This window comes from Flavobacterium sp. S87F.05.LMB.W.Kidney.N, from assembly GCF_004366435.1.
GTDB lineage: Bacteria > Bacteroidota > Bacteroidia > Flavobacteriales > Flavobacteriaceae > Flavobacterium.
On record NZ_SODX01000008.1, the window covers coordinates 48,748 to 67,864 of the forward strand.

General features: G+C 34.2%; 20 protein-coding genes. 12 read left to right on the plus strand and 8 right to left on the minus strand.

Features of this window, described 5'->3' with window-relative positions:
* Positions 1–7: 7 nt before the first annotated feature.
* Positions 8–1,285: a replication-associated recombination protein A gene (locus EDB96_RS20445; protein ID WP_134142841.1), complete on the minus strand. Its 1,278-nt coding sequence runs from the start codon at positions 1,283–1,285 to the stop codon at positions 8–10.
* 174 nt (positions 1,286–1,459) lie between these two features.
* Here EDB96_RS20445 and EDB96_RS20450 point away from each other — a divergent pair, with 174 nt between their 5' ends.
* Both EDB96_RS20450 and EDB96_RS20455 read left to right on the plus strand, forming a co-directional pair.
* Positions 1,460–2,221, plus strand: coding sequence for a rhomboid family intramembrane serine protease (locus tag EDB96_RS20450; protein WP_134142843.1), 762 nt, complete (start codon positions 1,460–1,462; stop codon positions 2,219–2,221).
* 217 nt (positions 2,222–2,438) lie between these two features.
* On the plus strand, positions 2,439–2,792 hold the full coding sequence (locus EDB96_RS20455) for a hypothetical protein (RefSeq protein WP_243839390.1): 354 nt from the start codon (positions 2,439–2,441) through the stop codon (positions 2,790–2,792).
* On the opposite strand, the gene EDB96_RS20460 is transcribed toward EDB96_RS20455, so the two are convergent.
* The 7 genes from EDB96_RS20460 to EDB96_RS20490 form a co-directional block, all read right to left on the minus strand.
* The gene (locus EDB96_RS20460; RefSeq protein ID WP_134142846.1) at positions 2,793–3,593 is read right to left on the minus strand and encodes a DUF2490 domain-containing protein; all 801 of its coding nucleotides are present in this window, start codon (positions 3,591–3,593) and stop codon (positions 2,793–2,795) included. It abuts the gene before it with no gap.
* Positions 3,594–3,640: 47 nt separating this feature from the next.
* Complete coding sequence (rlmB, locus tag EDB96_RS20465; RefSeq protein ID WP_057114932.1) at positions 3,641–4,375, minus strand: 23S rRNA (guanosine(2251)-2'-O)-methyltransferase RlmB; 735 nt, start codon at positions 4,373–4,375, stop codon at positions 3,641–3,643.
* Positions 4,376–4,462: 87 nt separating this feature from the next.
* Positions 4,463–4,915, minus strand: coding sequence for a lipid-binding protein (locus EDB96_RS20470; RefSeq protein ID WP_166669336.1), 453 nt, complete (start codon positions 4,913–4,915; stop codon positions 4,463–4,465).
* A gap of 63 nt (positions 4,916–4,978) precedes the next feature.
* Positions 4,979–5,614, minus strand: a complete 636-nt coding sequence (locus tag EDB96_RS20475) for a DUF5011 domain-containing protein (protein WP_166669337.1) — start codon at positions 5,612–5,614, stop codon at positions 4,979–4,981.
* A gap of 13 nt (positions 5,615–5,627) precedes the next feature.
* On the minus strand, positions 5,628–7,094 hold the full coding sequence (locus tag EDB96_RS20480; protein ID WP_134142849.1) for a SusD/RagB family nutrient-binding outer membrane lipoprotein: 1,467 nt from the start codon (positions 7,092–7,094) through the stop codon (positions 5,628–5,630).
* A gap of 16 nt (positions 7,095–7,110) precedes the next feature.
* Positions 7,111–10,293 carry a SusC/RagA family TonB-linked outer membrane protein gene (locus tag EDB96_RS20485; RefSeq protein WP_134142851.1) on the minus strand — a complete coding sequence of 1,061 codons (3,183 nt, stop codon included), beginning with the start codon at positions 10,291–10,293 and terminating at the stop codon, positions 7,111–7,113.
* A gap of 84 nt (positions 10,294–10,377) precedes the next feature.
* A complete protein-coding gene (locus EDB96_RS20490) occupies positions 10,378–11,910 on the minus strand; it encodes a hypothetical protein (RefSeq protein WP_243839391.1) in 1,533 nt (510 codons plus the stop codon).
* Between the two features lie 350 nt (positions 11,911–12,260).
* Here EDB96_RS20490 and rpsL point away from each other — a divergent pair, with 350 nt between their 5' ends.
* The 10 genes from rpsL (at position 12,261) to rplV (ending at position 19,117) form a co-directional block, all read left to right on the plus strand.
* The gene (rpsL, locus tag EDB96_RS20495; protein ID WP_007136570.1) at positions 12,261–12,644 is read left to right on the plus strand and encodes a 30S ribosomal protein S12; all 384 of its coding nucleotides are present in this window, start codon (positions 12,261–12,263) and stop codon (positions 12,642–12,644) included.
* Positions 12,645–12,668: 24 nt separating this feature from the next.
* Positions 12,669–13,145, plus strand: a complete 477-nt coding sequence (rpsG, locus tag EDB96_RS20500; RefSeq protein WP_017495022.1) for a 30S ribosomal protein S7 — start codon at positions 12,669–12,671, stop codon at positions 13,143–13,145.
* A 10-nt stretch (positions 13,146–13,155) separates the two neighbouring features.
* On the plus strand, positions 13,156–15,312 hold the full coding sequence (gene fusA, locus EDB96_RS20505; protein ID WP_057114923.1) for an elongation factor G: 2,157 nt from the start codon (positions 13,156–13,158) through the stop codon (positions 15,310–15,312).
* Positions 15,313–15,322: 10 nt separating this feature from the next.
* Complete coding sequence (gene rpsJ, locus EDB96_RS20510) at positions 15,323–15,628, plus strand: 30S ribosomal protein S10 (RefSeq protein WP_007803605.1); 306 nt, start codon at positions 15,323–15,325, stop codon at positions 15,626–15,628.
* Between the two features lie 405 nt (positions 15,629–16,033).
* Positions 16,034–16,651, plus strand: a complete 618-nt coding sequence (gene rplC / locus EDB96_RS20515) for a 50S ribosomal protein L3 (protein ID WP_057114922.1) — start codon at positions 16,034–16,036, stop codon at positions 16,649–16,651.
* The gene (gene rplD / locus EDB96_RS20520) at positions 16,651–17,280 is read left to right on the plus strand and encodes a 50S ribosomal protein L4 (RefSeq protein WP_057114921.1); all 630 of its coding nucleotides are present in this window, start codon (positions 16,651–16,653) and stop codon (positions 17,278–17,280) included. Before rplC ends, rplD begins: the two co-directional genes overlap by 1 nt.
* A gap of 7 nt (positions 17,281–17,287) precedes the next feature.
* Entirely contained in the window at positions 17,288–17,578 is a 291-nt protein-coding gene (gene rplW, locus EDB96_RS20525) for a 50S ribosomal protein L23 (RefSeq protein WP_012022489.1), read from the plus strand.
* Between the two features lie 9 nt (positions 17,579–17,587).
* Positions 17,588–18,412, plus strand: a complete 825-nt coding sequence (gene rplB / locus EDB96_RS20530; protein ID WP_035650459.1) for a 50S ribosomal protein L2 — start codon at positions 17,588–17,590, stop codon at positions 18,410–18,412.
* Positions 18,413–18,418: 6 nt separating this feature from the next.
* The gene (rpsS, locus tag EDB96_RS20535; protein ID WP_007803626.1) at positions 18,419–18,697 is read left to right on the plus strand and encodes a 30S ribosomal protein S19; all 279 of its coding nucleotides are present in this window, start codon (positions 18,419–18,421) and stop codon (positions 18,695–18,697) included.
* A 6-nt stretch (positions 18,698–18,703) separates the two neighbouring features.
* Positions 18,704–19,117: a 50S ribosomal protein L22 gene (gene rplV, locus EDB96_RS20540; protein WP_007803631.1), complete on the plus strand. Its 414-nt coding sequence runs from the start codon at positions 18,704–18,706 to the stop codon at positions 19,115–19,117.

A 19,117-nucleotide genomic window follows, 5' to 3' on the forward strand; every position in this document is an offset into this window, starting at 1 on the left:
ATACGGTTTAATAGCCATATTTATTTTTCCAACGGTTCTTTAAAAATTCTCGGTTGCTGTTCTCTCTAGAATTGTTTCCAGGATTATAAAGAACCGTTTCTTTTATTGCATCTGGCAGAAATTCTTGCTCCGCAAAATTATTAGCATAATCATGCGAATATTTATATTCATCGCCATATCCTAGTTCTTTCATTAATTTCGTTGGTGCATTTCGCAAATGAATTGGTACTGGTAGATCTCCAGTTTGTTTTACCAATTGCTGTGCATTTCCAATTGCCATATACGAAGCATTACTCTTTGGAGAAGTTGCAAGATAAATAGCGCATTGGCTTAAAATAATTCGGCTTTCAGGATATCCAATAGTTGTAACTGCCTGAAAAGTGTTATTGGCCATGATAAAAGCTGTCGGATTTGCATTGCCAATATCTTCGCTAGAAAGAATTAGCATTCTTCGAGCAATAAACTTCACATCTTCACCGCCTTCAATCATTCTAGCGAGCCAATAGACGGCACCATTGGGATCACTTCCGCGAATTGATTTTATAAAAGCTGAAATAATATCATAATGCTGTTCACCAGTTTTGTCATATAAAACAGTATTCTGCTGTACTAATTCTAAAACACGATCGTTGGTAATCGTTATTTCGTCACCTGAAGATGCATTAATGACTAGTTCAAAAATATTGAGCAATTTTCGGCCATCACCTCCCGATAGACGTAATAAAGCTTCTGTTTCTTTAAGATTGATGTTTTTTGTCAATAAATATGTATCGGTTTTCATTGCGCGCTGTAATAGCGCTTCTAAATCGGTCTTTGTAAAAGCATTTAGTATGTAAACTTGGCAACGTGACAATAATGCAGGAATCACCTCAAAACTTGGGTTCTCTGTTGTCGCACCAATCAAAGTTATCCAGCCTTTTTCGACCGCAGCCAAAAGTGAATCTTGTTGTGATTTACTAAATCTGTGAATCTCGTCAATAAAAAGAATAGGATTTTTAGCAGTAAACAAGCCGCCACTTTGCTTTGCCTTTTCGATAACATCGCGAATATCCTTTACGCCAGAATTAATTGCACTCAAAATATAAAAAGGTCTTTTTGATTCTTGTGCAATAATTTGGGCAAGAGTTGTTTTTCCTGTGCCCGGAGGTCCCCAAAAAATCAAAGAAGGGATTATTCCTTTTGAAATTTGTTGTGTTAAAGAACCAGTCGGACCAACCAAATGGTGCTGGCTAATATAATCTTCTAATTTTTGCGGGCGAATGCGTTCTGCTAATGGTGCTTCCATTCTACAAAATTACTATTTTTAGTTTTAGATTTTATTTATTGAAAGTTAAAACAATTGATACTAAGAAGGATTGTTACAATCTGAGACATTTTTGGGTTTTTCTTATATGACAAAATATCAGTAAAATATTTTTGGATAGTTTTTTGAGCTCTAACAATTGTTATTGATAAAAATATGAGCGACACAAATTTTAAATTTTCAAATTCTGTTATTGGACTTCCTTTATTTTTTGTCCTTTTTTTGTGGATTATATACTGGATGCAGATTCGCTTTGATTTTGATTTTTATCGATACGGAATTTATCCAAGAGACTTTTTGGGTTTGCGAGGAGTTTTGTTTAGTCCTTTTATTCACGAAAATTTAGACCACTTATATAATAATAGTATTCCGCTTTTAATATTATTAGCAGCGATACAGTTTTTTTACCCGAAACAGACATTTGGAGTGATTGCTTACGGAATATTGTTTTCTGGATTAATTACCTGGGTTGTTGGAAGAGAAAATTTTCATATTGGTGCAAGCGGATTAATTTATGTTTTGGTAAGTTTTATTTTCTTCAAAGGAATTCAAACAAGATATTATAGATTAATCGCTTTGTCACTAACTGTTATTTTGCTTTATGGTGGAATGATATGGTATGTTTTTCCTGATGTTGATCAATCTATCTCTTGGGAAGGACATTTGGCAGGGCTTATTACAGGTTTTGCTCTAACATTGTTTTACAGGACACCAGAATATGCAAAACCAATTGTTTACGACTGGCAGCGTCCAGATTTTGATCCAAATCAAGATCCGTTTATGAAGCATTTTGATGAAGATGGTAATTTTGTGAACATTTCGAATGATGAAGAAGAAAGCCATATAGAATATTTTTCGTCTAGTTTTCCAGTCAATTACATTGTTACAAAAAAAACTGAATTGGATGACGAAATTTAATTTGATAGTTTTCTTGGCTAAAAAAGATTAAATTTGTTAGTGTAACAATTTAATTTCAAGCAACATGAAGAAAATAATGTTTTTAATTTTGTTGTTTTGTTTTGTTTGTAATAGCAAATCTAATGCTCAATGTGAGATTAAAAATAGGATACAGCCAGACGGTAGTATGCAATATTATTTTGATCCTGCTGTATTTTATACAACAAAATCAAAGTCTTTGAAAATTAACATCGTTACAGATAAAGAACATTACTTTGTAGCGTTACAGCCAACTCCTTTTCCAGATAAGAAAATTGGAAAAAAGATCAAAGACGATTTAATAATTCACCTAGCAGACAACAATACTTATAAGCTAGTTCATTATGATACCCAATACCGAAGAAATGATTCGATTATGCAGGTCCTTTATTTAATTGATGAAAAAGATATTGAAGCATTCTCGAATTACGAAGCTGTCATTGCAGAAATTAATATGCAGGGAACCGAGTTTGTGAGAAGTTACAATTTCAAACTACATAAGAGTGCGATTATTGAGCAACTTAGATGCTTTTTGAAAAAAGAAGAAAATTAGTTATTCTTCTTCATCTTTCGGACTATGATTATTGGCAATTCTCTTTTGAAGATTTCTGAGAAGATTATTAAAGCTGATTGTTACCGATGCCGCATTGGTAATTTGATTTCCACTGTTTCGAGGCAAAAACTCATTGCAGTACATGAGCTCAATCTGAATGTCGTCTGAAAATAAATATCCTGCCCCAACATTTAGTCTATTGCGATCAAAAAAACTTTCTCCTGTAACTTTTGTTCCAGATTTTAGATAAATTTCATCAGAAGCAACTGCATATATTACTCCTTCTCTTAAAACTTTGCTGTTTATTGGTTGTATGTATTTTATTTGTTGACGGTATCGAAATACATTTTCGTAGTCATCATCTTGATTTTTCATGTGACGAAATTCCGTTCGCATTCTAGTACTCAAAGTGTAGCCGGTTTTATGAAAGTAATAAATTCCTTGAAGAGCAAAACGCCATTCTGGAGATTCAAATTGTCCAATTTCAGGCACGTCTTTGTTATTGTAATGAGCTATAAAAGTTGAAAATTTCCATCTAGGCGAAAAGTAGTAATGTGCCCAGCCTCGTATAGATCTTTGAATTGTATTTTCGAATAAATTTGAAGAAGATTCAGTATTGCTGTATGCAGCACTTAAGTCTATTTCCGTAGACCATTTTTTGCTGAGAGTCTGATTAAATTGAATCTCATTCCAAAACTGATTGTATGTAGTGTTTTGTCCGTAGCTGTTTGTAATCATGAAGACTACAAACAAGCATCGGAGTATAGCAATTATTAATTTTGGATTAGATTTTGAAAGCATTAATTAAATTTTTAATTATTCATTCTAATCTTATTCTCAATTTTGATTTAGCTTCTTTGACGAACAGCTTCGTATAAAAATGCGCCACAAGCAACCGAAACATTTAAAGATCCTATTGAACCAAACATTGGTAGTTTTGCTTTCTCATCTACTATTTTTAAAACAGAAGGATTTATTCCTCGATCTTCAGACCCCATGATTATTGCTAATGGAGAATCTAGTGCTATATCATAAATATTTTGATCGGTTTTTTCAGTTGCAGCTACTGTTTTAATGCCAGAGCCCTGCAAATAGAATATTGCATCTTTTATATGTTCTACTTTACAAATCGGCACATTAAAAACAGCACCAGCCGAAGTTTTAACAGTATCACCATTTACAGGTGCAGAACCTGCTTTTTGTACAATGATACCGTTTACACCTGTACATTCAGCTGTTCTAATTATAGCTCCAAAATTTCGAGCATCAGAAATTTGATCTAATATTAAAAATAATGGTTTTTTCCCAGATTCAATAGTTGATTCCACAAGATGTTCCAAATCGATAAAACCGATAGGAGATATGGTGGCAACTGCACCTTGATGATTATTTGGAGTAAGACGATTTAGTTTTTCTACAGGTACATAAGAGAAGTTAATGTTAGCACGTTTCATTACCTTCATTAAATCTTTCATCAACTCACCAGAAATCTCTTTCTGAATGAAGACTTTGTCTACTTCTTTTCCTGCCTGAATTGCTTCTATGATGGCTCTAATGCCAAATATTTGATGTTCTTTTTCCATTAGGCAAATATAGGTATAATGTTTATATAAAAAAACCGCTCTGAATTAACAGAGCGGTTTAATATTGGCATACTTAAATATTAAGTATTAGTGTTCGTCTTCATAGAAACCAGTTCTCTTATAACCTTTGATCTCATAAATAGTTCCTGGATCATCTGAGAATTCAGCTTTAAAAGAGATTCCGTCAACAGTATGACCTCCAGTCGATGTAGCACCATTCTTAGTGATTTTACCTTCTGTTATATTCACATTGATATCGTATCCATCAACGCTACTTGCTAAATTACTTCCTGCAAATGATAATGCGCTAAGAGTTACAGGTGACTTAACTTTAAAGTCCCATACGTGACCATGATCATCAATCCACATCTCTTTTCCATCATTTGCTGATGTATTGTAAGTAGAAATAAGTGCATAGTCTGCTACTACAGTTCCATTAACTAATGTTTGAACGTACCAGTCTCCAGACATATCCTTTGTAGATGTTCCTCCTGGATTAGTATCGCCAACTTCATCACAAGCTGCAAACGACGTAAGCACAAGTACAGCTGCTAGAATACGTGTTATATTTTGTTTTAATTTTTTCATTTTAATATTTTTAGATTAACGTTTGAATATTCTATCAGCAGTACCGAAGAATGCAGTAGCAGTAATTGACCATTTCCAGTTGTTCTTGTCTGTAATTGTTCCAATGTTACTTTCTGCATCAATACCTGTATCTGAAGCGTCTGCCTTGAAAGGTGCGTAAACTTGTTTGTCATCTATATTATAGAATTCCATCTTTAATACGTTTGGGTCACCTACAGTATATCCAGTTGCGTTGTCTGTAAAATAGTGTCTGTCTCCACTTCCTACTCTAGTTACATTATTAGCGTTACCGCTTCTAAAAAAAGTACCTGTTAAATCAATTGTGCTTGGTTTGTTGCTCAATACAATTACAGTACGTGTAAGTGAAGCAGGAAAGCCATCGCTATTTACTGCAGAATATCTAAGTTTGTAAACTGTAGGTTTGCTAGTATCAACTGTACCGTCAATCGTTACTGGAAGAACTTGTCCGTTAGCTTCAGCTTCTACGCCAGCTTCTGTATATGTTTCTCCTTGCGTAAGAACAACTAGTGCATCACCATTCATTGTCAAGTTAGCGTATGCAGTTACTTTTGAAACTCCATCGGTAGATTCTTCACATGAAGTTAATAATAGTCCTGAAACTACCATTAAGGATATAAATATTTTTTTCATTGTTTTAATTTTTTTAGTTAACATCCCACCATACTGGAGCAGTTATTTTTGCTAAAGCTGGAGCGTTTGGATTTCTTGTTTTTACAGTATTTGGTAAAACAATTCTTCTAGGGAATAATCCACCTGTTACATTTTCAACAGATACTCTAAATTGTCCAGGGATGTAGTCTTCATCATCTTGAGGAACAGCAGATTCTTTAGGGAAGCCTGTTCTGTTTTGCTCTAAGAAAGATTCGTAACCATTTCCAGGGAAACTAGCAATCCATTTTTGAGTGATAATAGCCTCGATTTGAGCAGCTGTTCCTGTTGCTGGAAAAGCATATTTTCCTCCAGGAGCTAAGAAAGCTGCTGGGCTTCCAACCGCTGGAATAGTAGTTGTGCCAAGTAGAGATGGGCTATTGTATTTAGCGAAATTTGCTTCAACTCCTAAATCATATTTTGCTTTTGCTCCAGCACCACCATAATATCTTGTTAATGCTTCAGCTTGTAAGAAATAGCTTTCTTCCGCGCTTAAGAAGTAAACTGGAGTTTTTGGATAAAGAGTTACTAATGAAAGTCCAGTCGCAGCATTTTCAAAATCACCTTGGTTATTTGGATTTCCTGGCCCATAATATTTATTTAAACGAGGGTCTAAATTTGACTGTAAATAAGTATATAAAGTTTTACTAGCTCTAAGGTTTAGAGTTGTGTTCAACTGTCTTCTGTCAGTTTCATATAATGGGTTACTTCTGTCTGCAGCATCTTCAAATTGAGTCATTGCGGCATCAACATCCAAGAATTGAGCACCAGAATTAATTAAGGTAGTAATTCCTGATTGAGCTAAAGCAGGATCAACTTGCGTTAATCTCAAATGTAATTTTAATAATAAAGTATTACCAAATTTCGTCCAGTTTTCCATGTTACCATTGAAAATGAAATCGTCTTTTGCTGGTGCCGTACCTACTGAAGAGCTTAGATTCTTTGATAATGCTAATTTTAAATCGTCTATCATCAAAGTATAAACTTCTTTTCCAGTATTGAATTTAGGTTGCAAAATACTTGCATTATTTGCTTCAGCATAAGGAATAGCATCATATAAGTCAGTCATTACTTGAGAAGCTTCTACTTCAAGTACAGTTGCAATTAAGTAATAATTCCAATTTCCTTCTTTTTCAGCTTGTGCTTTTACAACTCTAATGTCATTTAAAGCATCAAACATTGCAGTGTAGCCTGTTTGGTAATCATTGGTTCCAATACTATATTGATCAATGTCTTTGTATTGATTCGAAGTAGTGTTTTGTGTCCAAAATTGAGACCAGAATCCGCCAATAAGTGCGTAGTATGATCCTTGCGCACCTGCTAGACCTGCAATACCTGCAGGTAAAATAGTGCTATTAGCTTGTCCAGGAGGTAAAGAATCTGGATCTCTATTAATGTCAAATGTTTCATCACATGACACTAATAAGAAAAGTGCTGCTATTATTGTTGTTATTTTTTTCATTTTTCTATATATTATTTTAGAATGATAATTTTAAAACTCCACCTACTGATCTTTGTGATGGGTTAGATGCAAATTCTCCAAAATCAGAGATTACGCCTGTACCGTAAGTTCCAGTTTCAGGATCTGTATATGGGTTTGCTCCTGGAGTCCACATGAAAAGGTTTCTTGCGTAAACTCCAAGTGAAATTTTGTTTAATCCCATATTTTTAGTAACTGAAGAAGGGAAGTCATAATTAAAATTAATCTCTCTTAATCTAACAAAAGTTTTGTCAATTACGTGAGTTTTTTCAATACCAGGGTTGTTTGTAGTATTGTAGAAATTAGTAACAGTTTCGAATGTAAGCGGAGTTGTGTTTTCAGTATAAGTAACATTTCCTGCTGCATCTACATTTTCGTTAACTGAGTTAGGAACGATAAATGGGTTTCTATCATTATAAGTAGTTTCGATACCATTTCCTACGAAATGAGAAAGTCTTTTAGTATAGGAATAGAATTCTCCACCTTGTTTCCAGTCTAATGAGAAAGCTAAGTTAAAGTTTTTGTACTTGAAAGTATTTTGTAATCCCATTACGAAATCACGTTGTGAATTTCCAATTTTTTCAATATCGTCACTTACTTCGTACATACCAGTTGATGCATTTACAATATATTGTCCAGCTGCATTTGTTTTTGGAACTTGAGAATAGAAAGTACCGATTGGCTCTCCTTTAGTTGCTCTAAAAGTTACACCATAAGCACTTGTTAAATCAACATAAGAATTTCCTCCAGTTAATTCAGTAACCTCATTAAGGTTTTTAGTGAATGTATAAGTTAGGTTCCAAGAGAAATCCTTGTTTTTAATTGGGCTACCAGTTACAGAAAGCTCAATACCTTTGTTTACCACGTCTCCAGCATTAATAGCTTTAATTGTGTAACCTGTAGAAGGATCTAAAGGTAAGTTTACAATTACATCAGAAGTTGTTTTGTGATATAATGCGATATCATAACTAATTCTGTTTTTGAAGAAAGATCCCTCAGCTCCAACTTCATACTCTACAGTACTTTCTGGTTTTAAATCAGGATTTCCAAGTCTTCCAGAAGCTTCGAAGAAACTTACTCCTCCAAGTGGAGATGCTAGTATACCAAAGTTTGCAGCTGCAGAACCTGAAATATAAGAATCTTCAGTTACATATGGTGAAGTGTCATTTGCAATTTTAGATGCAGCACCTCTTAATTTTAAGAAAGTACTTCCGTTGTCAATTACAATTGCACCAAGTGATAAAGATGGGTAGAAATATGCGTTATTACTAGTTGGTAAAGTAGAAGTTTTATCTTCTCTTCCTGTAATAGTAGCAAAATATCTGTTCTTGAAAGCAAATTCAGCAGAAGCATAAACTGCACCAGTTCTTCTTAATGAGTTTGATTGTGTAATTACTGGTCTAAGAGCTGAGTTCGAAAGCTCGTAGAAACCTGGAATTCCTAAGTTAGTAACAGTATTGAATAATTGGTCAGATTCTCTTTTGTTGTAGTTCAAACCTCCCAAAAGATTTAATGTCCAGTCTTCGCCTAAGTTTGTGTTATAGTTTATGTTGAAGAAAGTATCGAATTCGCTGAATTCTGATCTTCCTTCTGTAACTCCTCCAACTACTGGGTTAGCACCAGCTACAGCCTGAGGAGTACCTGGAAGGTAATCTACGATCGCTCCGTAGCTTTTAAGTCTTTCAGTTCTATAGTTACCACCAATTTGCCATGTAGCTGTAATCTTATCAGTTAATTTATAACTTAAGTTAATGTTACCAAAAAGGTTGTTTCCAAATATTTTTGTGCTGTTCTCGTTAATTGAGAAATATGGGTTTGCAGCATAAGGAGTGAAATAATAATCTGGAGTATTAAAAGGATTATTTTTGTAATCTTTTAAATCTACAATACTTATATCACGTGGGATTTGTAATAAATCTTGTTGTAAAGTTGAACCTTGGCCAGCATCATCACCTTGTCCTGTATTAATAGCGCTTTGGTTTTTGTATACATAATTAATAGAAGTTCTTAAAGTGAATTTTTTTCCTTTTAATCCTCCATTAAATCCTAATGATTGTTTTTGGTATAAGTCAGCATCAGTTGGAACAACTCCATCACTGTTTACATTTGAGAATACTAAAGAGAAATCTGAAGTATCACCGCCTCCACTAAGAGTTGCAGATTGTGTAGACAATACACCAGTGTTGTAGAAGTCTCTTACGTTATCCTTTAAAGCAACATAAGGCTTAAGTTGTTGAGTATTTTCATATATAGTTCCCCATGGTCTAACTTCTCCATTAAATGCAGGTCCCCAAGAACCATTCTCATTACTGTAAGTGTTAGCTCCTGAATAACCTTCTCCGCTCCATCCTTGTCCAAATTGGTTTTGCAAATGAGGAACTCTAGCTACTTCACTAAATTCTGTTGAAGCTAATAAGTCAACTTTAATTCCAGAGTTTGCTTTTCCTTTTTTAGTTGTAATGATAATTACACCACCACCAGCTCTTGAACCGTATAAAGCAGATGCTGCTGCTCCTTTAAGAACTGTCATACTCTCGATATTGTTCGGGTCAATGTCACTAATACCATTTCCAGCATCATAAGATCTTGTCGTAGTAGTAGTTCCAGTAGCGCTGTTGTTGATAGGTGTTCCATCAACTACATAAAGAGGACCATTGTTTCCTGTAATCGTGTTCAAACCACGAATAACTACTTTTGTAGAAGCTCCTGGTTGAGATGGAGCAGTAATATCAACCCCTGCAATTTTACCAGAAAGTGTCTCGAATGGGTTTGTGTTAACTACTTGAGTAAGCGCGTCTGCTTTTAAAGTTGTAGTTGCGTAACCAAGAGATTTTTTCTCTCTTTTGATACCGAAAGCTGTTACAACTACGCCTTCAAGTTCTTGAGCTCCTGCATCTGCTAGTTTTACATTTACAGTAGAAGAACTTGCTGCTACTTCTTGAGTTTTCATCCCAATGTAGCTAAATACCAAAATTTGGCTTGGTGATACTTTGATCGAAAATTTACCATCAAAGTCAGTTTGTGTTCCCGTTTTAGTTCCTTTAACTAATACACTAACACCCGGTAAAGGCATTCCTGCATTGTCAGAAACTGTCCCAGAAACAGCTCTTTCTTGCGCAAATGATAATTGCGCAACTAGTACTAGTAAAAGTACTAAGAATCCATTGAACTTTAGTTTCATTTTTAAATATTTTGAATTAGTATCGCAAAACTCTTAATAATTTGTTAACTTTCCTAATAAAAAAAATATTTTTTTCGTTAAACATCAAAATTTAACATTATAACATATGTTTATGATAGTGTTATATAATTGCAAATCCGAAGTTTTTTCTCCTCCATTTGTAAGGTTTATTTTTAATATACCGCTTGTTGTTTGTATAGTAGTACCAATGCCAATTCCTATTAATTTTTTTAATTGATTTTTATTCGAATTGCTCGTTAAGTCCTGGTATAAGGCATAATCGATGATTGAGTTTATGTAGAAGCTTTGTGATAATAAATATCTATATTCTGTAAGAATCATTGAAGTGTAGTTAGCTTGAAGGCTATTTTCTAAAAAACCTCGAATAGAATTCATTCCTCCAAATCGAAATAATTCATTTGAAATATAGTTTTGACTCTTTAAGATATAATTTTGTGAATTTATGTTAATGAAATTTTTAGGATTGAGTTCAAAATTGTACTTAAAGTTTATGTTTGCAAAGAGCTGGTTGCTTATGCCTGCTGTTTGAGGATTGTTGTTGGTTGTTCGTTTTCCAAACCCAAGTGCGGTGTTGATAAATGTTTTATTTATGAATATAGGATTTCGAAAGTCTGCCTTTTGAAAGTCAAATGTAACTGTGGTAAACGAGTTGTTAAAATCGCTTATTGTTGAGTTGTTGGTGTTTTGAATATCACTAGATTCTGTGGATTGATATCCAATGTATAATTTTGAATTGTAATTCAAATAATATCCAAGATTGATATCTGTTTTGGTATTTTGAAAAGTGCTGTCTTGTTTGAATATGTTCAGTTGAGCTTTTATGCCTATTGGAGATTTAAATAAATATGGGATTTCGAGTTTGGTGTTAAAGGTTTTTTGTTGATTACCGTCACTCTTCCAATAAAGTGAAAATTTTTCCCCAGCCCGAAGTGTGTTAATTAATGATATGTCTAAATATCCATTTAGAACTAATTTTTTGTTTTCGTCATTTGAAAAGCCGATGTATCCATCGAAAGTATTTGCTTTTCGTTTTTCAATGTATGCGTAGACTTTAGTTGAGTCTTTTGTGAAAAGTATTTCTGGATATTTTGTTTGAGAAATAAATTCAAAGCTGTTGATATCGGCATGGATTTTTTTTATTATTTCTTGGTTGAAAGTTCTGTTGATATATTTCTTGTTTAATTGTTTTAATGCTCCTTTTGGGAAATAATCTTTAGAATTGAGATTTGTGTAATTTAGGATAATTGAATTTAAGGTTCTTTTTTTTTCAGAATCGAAATTTAGGTCAGCATAAATTATGGAATTCTTTTTCTTAATGTTTTCCAGTTTTATCTTTGTAAAAGCAAAACCTGCTTTTTCATTGTTTAAGATTTCTTGATTTAAAAAATTTTCTAGTTCTGAATAAGGGATAAATATGCTGTCTTTTGCTGTTTTTTTTGACTCGGAAAAAAAAGAGTTTATACCTATATATATATGTACTTCTTTTATCTTGTTTTTTAGATCGATTGTAGAGGTAAAAGTGCTGTCATTTATTTTGTAGGTTTCTAGTTTTTTAGAATCGGTATATCCCTGTTTTGTTAGTTCTTTTGAAACCAATTCGATTTCGTTATAAAGAGATTTTAAATTAGAGTGCTTTTTTGCGTATGGAATGGAGTCAATTGTTTGATTTTGTTTCTTATCAATTCCATTTATATTCAAATAAAAAGATTGTGCGAAACAACTTGAAGTAAAAAGAAAAAGAAGTATGTGTGTTAATTGTTTCAAATGCAATTGTTTTGTTGATTAAATGTAAAGCAAATATCTAATGTTTCTTTGTGAAATCATAGATATAAATAATGTTGTTGAAAATTAATGATTTAACGTTTGTATAGTGAAAAATATTTTATACATTTGCAACCCCGTAAAAAGCGGGAATTTAATAAACATAATAATTTTTAGTATTAATTATGCCAACAATTCAACAATTAGTAAGAACAGGAAGAACTCAGATAACTAAGAAGAGTAAATCGGTTGCTTTAGATTCTTGTCCTCAAAGAAGAGGGGTTTGTACGCGTGTTTACACTACTACACCAAAAAAACCAAACTCTGCAATGCGTAAAGTTGCGCGTGTACGTTTGACAAATGGTAACGAGGTGAATGCTTACATTCCTGGAGAAGGACACAATCTACAAGAGCACTCGATAGTATTAGTTAGAGGCGGAAGGGTAAAAGATTTACCAGGTGTTAGATATCATATCGTTCGTGGAGCGCTTGATACGTCAGGTGTTGCGGGAAGAACGCAAAGAAGATCTAAGTACGGTGCTAAACGCCCAAAAGAAGCAAAAAAGTAATTTAAAAACTTTTAAGAAAAAGACATGAGAAAAAGAGCGGCAAAGAAAAGACCACTTTTACCAGATCCAAGGTTTAACGACCAATTAGTAACGCGTTTTGTGAATAACTTAATGTGGGATGGTAAGAAATCTACAGCTTTTAAAGTATTTTATGATGCTATTGATATCATTGAATCTAAAAAGCAAAATGATGAGAAGACTTCATTAGAGATCTGGAAAGATGCTTTAACAAACGTTATGCCTCACGTAGAAGTACGTAGCCGTAGAGTTGGTGGAGCTACATTCCAAATCCCAATGCAAATTCGTCCAGACAGAAAAATTTCTATGGCAATGAAGTGGTTAATACTTTATTCAAGAAGAAGAAATGAAAAATCTATGGCACAACGTTTAGCTTCAGAATGTTTAGCTGCTGCTAAAGAAGAAGGTGCTGCAGTTAAGAAAAGAATGGATACTCACAAAATGGCAGAAGCTAATAAAGCATTCTCTCACTTTAGATTTTAATTCGTAAGAAATGGCTAGAGATTTAAAATATACAAGAAATATCGGGATTGCTGCTCACATTGATGCTGGTAAAACAACAACTACTGAGCGTATTCTTTTTTACACTGGAAAGTCGCATAAAATTGGTGAGGTGCACGATGGTGCTGCAACAATGGACTGGATGGCGCAAGAGCAAGAAAGAGGTATTACAATTACTTCTGCAGCTACAACTTGTACTTGGAATTTTCCAACTGAGCAAGGTAAGGCTCTTCCAGAATCATTGCCTTATCACTTTAATATTATTGATACTCCTGGACACGTTGACTTTACTGTAGAGGTAAACCGTTCTCTACGTGTACTTGATGGATTAGTTTTCTTATTTAGTGCTGTTGATGGTGTTGAGCCTCAATCAGAAACTAACTGGAGACTTGCTGATCAATATAGAGTTCCTCGTATGGGATTCGTAAATAAAATGGACCGTCAAGGTGCTAACTTTTTAGCTGTATGCGGACAGGTTAAAGATATGTTGAAATCGAATGCGGTTGCAATTACTTTGCCTATTGGGGATGAAGCAGATTTTAAAGGTATTGTTGACTTAGTGAAAAATCAAGCTATCGTATGGCATGATGAGACTCAAGGAGCTACTTTTGATATCGTTGACATCCCTGCTGATATGGTTGACGATGTAAAACACTACCGTTCGATCCTTATCGAAGAGATTGCTACTTATGATGAGAATCTTTTGGATAAATACATGGAAGATGAAAACTCTATTACAGAGGAAGAAATCAACAATGCATTAAGAGCTGCTACAATTGATATGGCGATCATTCCAATGCTTGCAGGTTCTTCTTTTAAAAATAAAGGAGTTCAATTTATGTTAGATGCTGTTTGTAAGTATTTACCATCTCCATTAGATAAAGAAGGTATCGAAGGTATTCACCCTGATGATGCTGAATTATTAGAAGAAGATCAGACTAAAATCTTGCGTAAGCCAGATGTAAAAGAGCCGTTTGCTGCTTTAGCGTTTAAAATTGCTACTGACCCATTCGTAGGTCGTTTAGCTTTCTTCCGTGCTTACTCTGGTCGTTTAGATGCTGGTTCTTATGTTTTAAATACTCGTTCAGGTAATAAAGAGAGAATCTCTCGTATTTACCAAATGCACGCTAATAAGCAAAATCCAATCGAATATATTGAGGCTGGAGATATTGGTGCGGCTGTAGGATTTAAAGATATAAAAACTGGAGATACTTTGTGTGATGAAAAGAATCCAATTATTTTGGAATCTATGAAATTCCCAGAGCCAGTAATTGGTATCGCTATTGAGCCTAAAACTAAAGCTGACGTTGATAAAATGGGTATGGCTTTGGCGAAATTAGCTGAAGAGGATCCGACATTTACAGTTAGAACAGATGAAGCTTCAGGTCAAACTATTATTTCTGGTATGGGTGAGCTTCACTTAGATATCTTAGTTGATCGTATGAAACGTGAATTTAAAGTTGAAGTGAACCAAGGTGAGCCTCAAGTTGAATATAAAGAAGCGTTTACAAGATCTGCTCAACATAGAGAAACTTACAAGAAACAATCTGGAGGTCGTGGTAAATTCGGTGATATTGTATTTAGAATCGAGCCTGCTGATGAAGTTGATGGTAAAGTTCCTGTAGGATTACAGTTTGTTAATGAGGTAAAAGGTGGTAACGTTCCTAAGGAGTATATTCCTGCTGTTGAGAAAGGTTTCCGCGAGGCTATGAAAACAGGTCCTTTAGCTGGATATGCTGTTGATAGTTTGAAAGTAACTTTATTAGATGGATCTTTCCACCCTGTGGATTCTGATGCTCTTTCTTTTGAATTAGCGGCAAGAATGGGTTATAAAGAATCAGGACGTGCTGCTGGAGCTGTTATTCTTGAGCCAATCATGAAAATTGAAGTTATTACTCCAGAAGAAAATATGGGTGATATCGTTGGTGATTTGAACCGTCGTAGAGGTCAAGTTAATGATATGGGTGATAGAAATGGTGCTAAAACTATTAAAGCTGATGTTCCTTTGTCAGAAATGTTTGGATATGTAACTACATTAAGAACATTATCTTCTGGTAGAGCTACTTCAACAATGGAGTTTTCTCACTATGCAGAAACACCTTCTAATATTTCAGAAGAGGTAATCAAAAAAGCAAAAGGTAACGCTTAATTTTAAGAAAATGAGTCAAAAAATCAGAATAAAACTAAAATCTTACGATCACATGTTGGTAGATAAATCTGCTGAAAAGATCGTAAAAACAGTAAAAACTACTGGAGCAGTTGTAACAGGTCCAATTCCGTTGCCAACTCACAAAAAACTTTTCACTGTATTACGTTCTCCGCACGTTAACAAAAAAGCGAGAGAGCAATTTGAAGTAATGTCATACAAGAGATTGATTGATATTTATTCATCTTCATCTAAAACTATTGATGCTTTAATGAAACTTGAATTGCCAAGTGGGGTTGAAGTAGAGATAAAAGTATAATTTTTTTATTATATTTTATATATAAAAAGCGAGGCATTTCTGTCTCGCTTTTTTTGTTTTACTTTTTAGGTTTTGAAATTTGGATGCTTTCTTTTTTGTTGGCTTTTCGATTTATTGCTTTGCGTAATTCTCTTTGTTTTAGGGTGCTGGCGTTGTTTTGTGTTTTTCTTTTATTAATTAATTGTTAAGTGCTGTTTTGATTATTATTAAAATAAAGGCTTGGAATTTTGGGCAAGAAAAAATCTCTTATATGATTCATTTGATGCTTGGATTTTGATTATGAGCGATTTAATTTTTGTAACCGTTTGGTATATTCAATTTTAATGTCTACTTTTGCACTCCCTGTTTGGAAATTTCTGTTATTTTCAAATTGAAGGGAATTTTAGTAATTAATAATTAATATTTATGTCTGGGTTAATTGGTAAGAAAATCGGCATGACTAGTATTTTTGACGAAAACGGGAAAAACATTCCTTGTACAGTAATCGAAGCTGGTCCATGTGTTGTTACCCAAGTCAGAACCAAAGGTGTTGACGGGTACGAAGCGTTGCAACTAGGTTTCGATGACAAAAACGAGAAACATTCTACTAAAGCGGCTTTAGGTCACTTTAAAAAAGCTGGAACTGTTGCTAAGAAAAAAGTCGTTGAATTCCAAGATTTCGCAACTGAACAAAAATTAGGAGATCTTATTGATGTTTCTATTTTTGAAGAAGGAGAATTTGTAGATGTACAAGGTGTGTCTAAAGGTAAAGGTTTCCAAGGTGTTGTTAAACGTCACGGTTTTGGTGGTGTTGGACAAGCTACTCACGGTCAACACAACCGTTTAAGAGCGCCAGGTTCTGTAGGAGCTTCTTCTTATCCATCTAGAGTATTCAAAGGAATGCGTATGGCTGGAAGAATGGGAGGAGAAAATGTAAAAGTTCAAAACCTTAGAGTTTTAAAAGTGGTTGCTGAAAAGAACTTACTTGTTATTAAAGGATGTGTTCCTGGACATAAAAACTCTTATGTAATCATTCAGAAGTAATGGAAGTAAAAGTATTAGATTTCAACGGAAAAGATACTGGTAGAAAAGTTCAACTTTCTGATTCAGTATTCGCAATTGAACCAAACAATCACGCTGTATATCTTGATGTTAAGCAATATCTTGCTAATCAAAGACAAGGTACTCACAAGGCTAAGGAAAGAGCTGAAGTAACTGGAAGTACACGTAAAATTAAAAAACAAAAAGGAACTGGTACTGCTCGTGCAGGAAGTGTTAAGAATCCTTTGTTTAAAGGTGGTGGAACAGTTTTCGGACCAAGACCAAGAAGTTATTCATTTAAATTGAATAAAGGCTTAAAAAGATTGGCTAGAAAATCAGCTTTCTCAATCAAAGCAAAAGAATCAAACATTGTTGTTCTTGAAGACTTTAATTTTGAAGCGCCAAACACTAAAAATTTCATTAACGTTTTGAAAGCTTTAGGGTTAGAAAATAAAAAATCTCTATTTGTGTTGGGTGAGTCAAATAAAAATGTATATTTGTCGTCACGCAATTTAAAGGCTTCAAGTGTCGTAACTAGCTCAGAATTAAGCACTTACGCAATATTAAACGCTAATAATTTAGTGCTTTTAGAAGGTTCTTTAGAGTTAATTGAAGAAAATTTAAGTAAATAATAGGAATATGAGTATCATAATTAGACCTATAGTAACGGAAAAAGTAACCAAAGAAAGTGAAGTTCTAAACCGCTTCGGATTCGTTGTTGACAAAAAAGCAAACAAAGTTCAAATTAAGAAAGCTGTTGAGGCTGCTTATGGAGTAACTATCGTTTCTGTTAACACAATGAATGTGAGACCAGATAGATCTACTAAATACACTAAAAGTGGTTTAATAAGTGGAAAGACAAATGCAATTAAAAAAGCAATTGTTCAAGTACAAGAAGGAGAAACAATTGATTTTTACAACAATATCTAAGATAGAAAAATGTCAGTAAGAAAATTAAAACCTATTACCCCAGGTCAGCGATTTAGAGTTGTGAATGGTTATGACGCCATTACAACTGATAAGCCGGAACGCTCTTTGATAGCGCCGATAAAAAACTCTGGAGGTAGAAATAGTCAAGGAAAGATGACCATGCGTTATACGGGTGGTGGTCACAAGCAGAGATATCGTATTATTGATTTCAAAAGAACTAAAGATGGAATTCCAGCTACAGTGAAATCAATCGAATACGATCCAAATCGTACTGCATTTATCGCTTTATTAGCTTATGCTGATGGAGAGAAAACTTATGTAATTGCTCAAAACGGATTGAAAGTTGGTCAGAAATTAGTTTCTGGTCCAGAATCTCAACCTGAAATTGGTAATACATTACCTTTAAGCAGAATTCCTCTTGGAACTGTTATATCTTGTATTGAGTTACGTCCAGGACAAGGAGCTGTTATTGCTCGTTCAGCTGGAACTTTTGCTCAGTTAATGGCAAGAGACGGGAAATATGCAACAATTAAAATGCCATCTGGAGAAACAAGATTGATCTTGTTAACTTGTTCGGCTACAATTGGAGCTGTTTCTAATTCTGACCACCAATTAGTTGTATCTGGAAAAGCAGGTAGAACAAGATGGTTAGGAAGAAGACCTAGAACTAGACCAGTAGCGATGAACCCAGTTGATCACCCTATGGGAGGTGGTGAAGGACGTTCTTCTGGAGGGCACCCACGTTCAAGAAACGGATTGCCAGCTAAAGGTTACAGAACTCGTTCTAAGAAAAACCCGAGTAACAAGTATATCGTAGAACGTAGAAAGAAATAATAAGATATGGCACGTTCATTAAAAAAAGGACCTTTCGTTCATTATAAATTAGACAAGAAAGTTCAAGAAAACATTGAAAACGGAAACAAAGGAGTGGTAAAGACTTGGTCTAGAGCTTCTATGATTACTCCTGACTTTGTTGGACAAACTATCGCAGTTCATAACGGTCGTCAATTTGTACCAGTTTACGTAACAGAAAACATGGTAGGTCACAAATTAGGAGAGTTTTCACCAACTAGATCTTTTAGAGGTCATGCTGGAGCAAAAAATAAAGGTAAAAAATAAGAAGCAATGGGAGTTCGTAAAAGAGAAACAGCAGATGCGAGAAAAGAGGCTAATAAGTCTATTGCTTTCGCAAAATTGAATAACTGCCCTACTTCACCTAGAAAAATGCGCTTAGTAGCGGACTTGGTAAGAGGTCAGAAGGTAGAAAGAGCACTTAACATTTTAAGATTCAGTTCTAAAGAAGCTTCAAGAAAATTAGAAAAACTATTATTATCTGCAATCAATAACTGGGAGCAAAAAAATAGTGAAGGTAATTTAGAAGAGGCTGGATTATTTGTTAAAGAGATCAGAGTAGATGGTGGAATGATGTTAAAAAGACTTCGTCCAGCTCCACAAGGTCGTGCACACAGAATAAGAAAACGTTCTAATCACGTTACAATCGTGCTTGGAGCTATCAATAACACACAAAGCAATTCTTAA

Excerpts from the sequence above, each read along its gene's own strand:
- EDB96_RS20445 (WP_134142841.1), bottom strand. The coding sequence starts at position 1,285 with ATGGAAGCACCATTAGCAGAACGCATTCGCCCGCAAAAATTAGAAGAT.
- EDB96_RS20450 (WP_134142843.1), top strand. The coding sequence starts at position 1,460 with ATGAGCGACACAAATTTTAAATTTTCAAATTCTGTTATTGGACTTCCT.
- EDB96_RS20460 (WP_134142846.1), bottom strand. The coding sequence starts at position 3,593 with ATGCTTTCAAAATCTAATCCAAAATTAATAATTGCTATACTCCGATGC.
- rlmB (WP_057114932.1), bottom strand. The coding sequence starts at position 4,375 with ATGGAAAAAGAACATCAAATATTTGGCATTAGAGCCATCATAGAAGCA.
- EDB96_RS20475 (WP_166669337.1), bottom strand. The coding sequence starts at position 5,614 with ATGAAAAAAATATTTATATCCTTAATGGTAGTTTCAGGACTATTATTA.
- EDB96_RS20480 (WP_134142849.1), bottom strand. The coding sequence starts at position 7,094 with ATGAAAAAAATAACAACAATAATAGCAGCACTTTTCTTATTAGTGTCA.
- EDB96_RS20485 (WP_134142851.1), bottom strand. The coding sequence starts at position 10,293 with ATGAAACTAAAGTTCAATGGATTCTTAGTACTTTTACTAGTACTAGTT.
- rpsL (WP_007136570.1), top strand. The coding sequence starts at position 12,261 with ATGCCAACAATTCAACAATTAGTAAGAACAGGAAGAACTCAGATAACT.
- rpsG (WP_017495022.1), top strand. The coding sequence starts at position 12,669 with ATGAGAAAAAGAGCGGCAAAGAAAAGACCACTTTTACCAGATCCAAGG.
- fusA (WP_057114923.1), top strand. The coding sequence starts at position 13,156 with ATGGCTAGAGATTTAAAATATACAAGAAATATCGGGATTGCTGCTCAC.
- rpsJ (WP_007803605.1), top strand. The coding sequence starts at position 15,323 with ATGAGTCAAAAAATCAGAATAAAACTAAAATCTTACGATCACATGTTG.
- rplC (WP_057114922.1), top strand. The coding sequence starts at position 16,034 with ATGTCTGGGTTAATTGGTAAGAAAATCGGCATGACTAGTATTTTTGAC.
- rplD (WP_057114921.1), top strand. The coding sequence starts at position 16,651 with ATGGAAGTAAAAGTATTAGATTTCAACGGAAAAGATACTGGTAGAAAA.
- rplW (WP_012022489.1), top strand. The coding sequence starts at position 17,288 with ATGAGTATCATAATTAGACCTATAGTAACGGAAAAAGTAACCAAAGAA.
- rplB (WP_035650459.1), top strand. The coding sequence starts at position 17,588 with ATGTCAGTAAGAAAATTAAAACCTATTACCCCAGGTCAGCGATTTAGA.
- rpsS (WP_007803626.1), top strand. The coding sequence starts at position 18,419 with ATGGCACGTTCATTAAAAAAAGGACCTTTCGTTCATTATAAATTAGAC.
- rplV (WP_007803631.1), top strand. The coding sequence starts at position 18,704 with ATGGGAGTTCGTAAAAGAGAAACAGCAGATGCGAGAAAAGAGGCTAAT.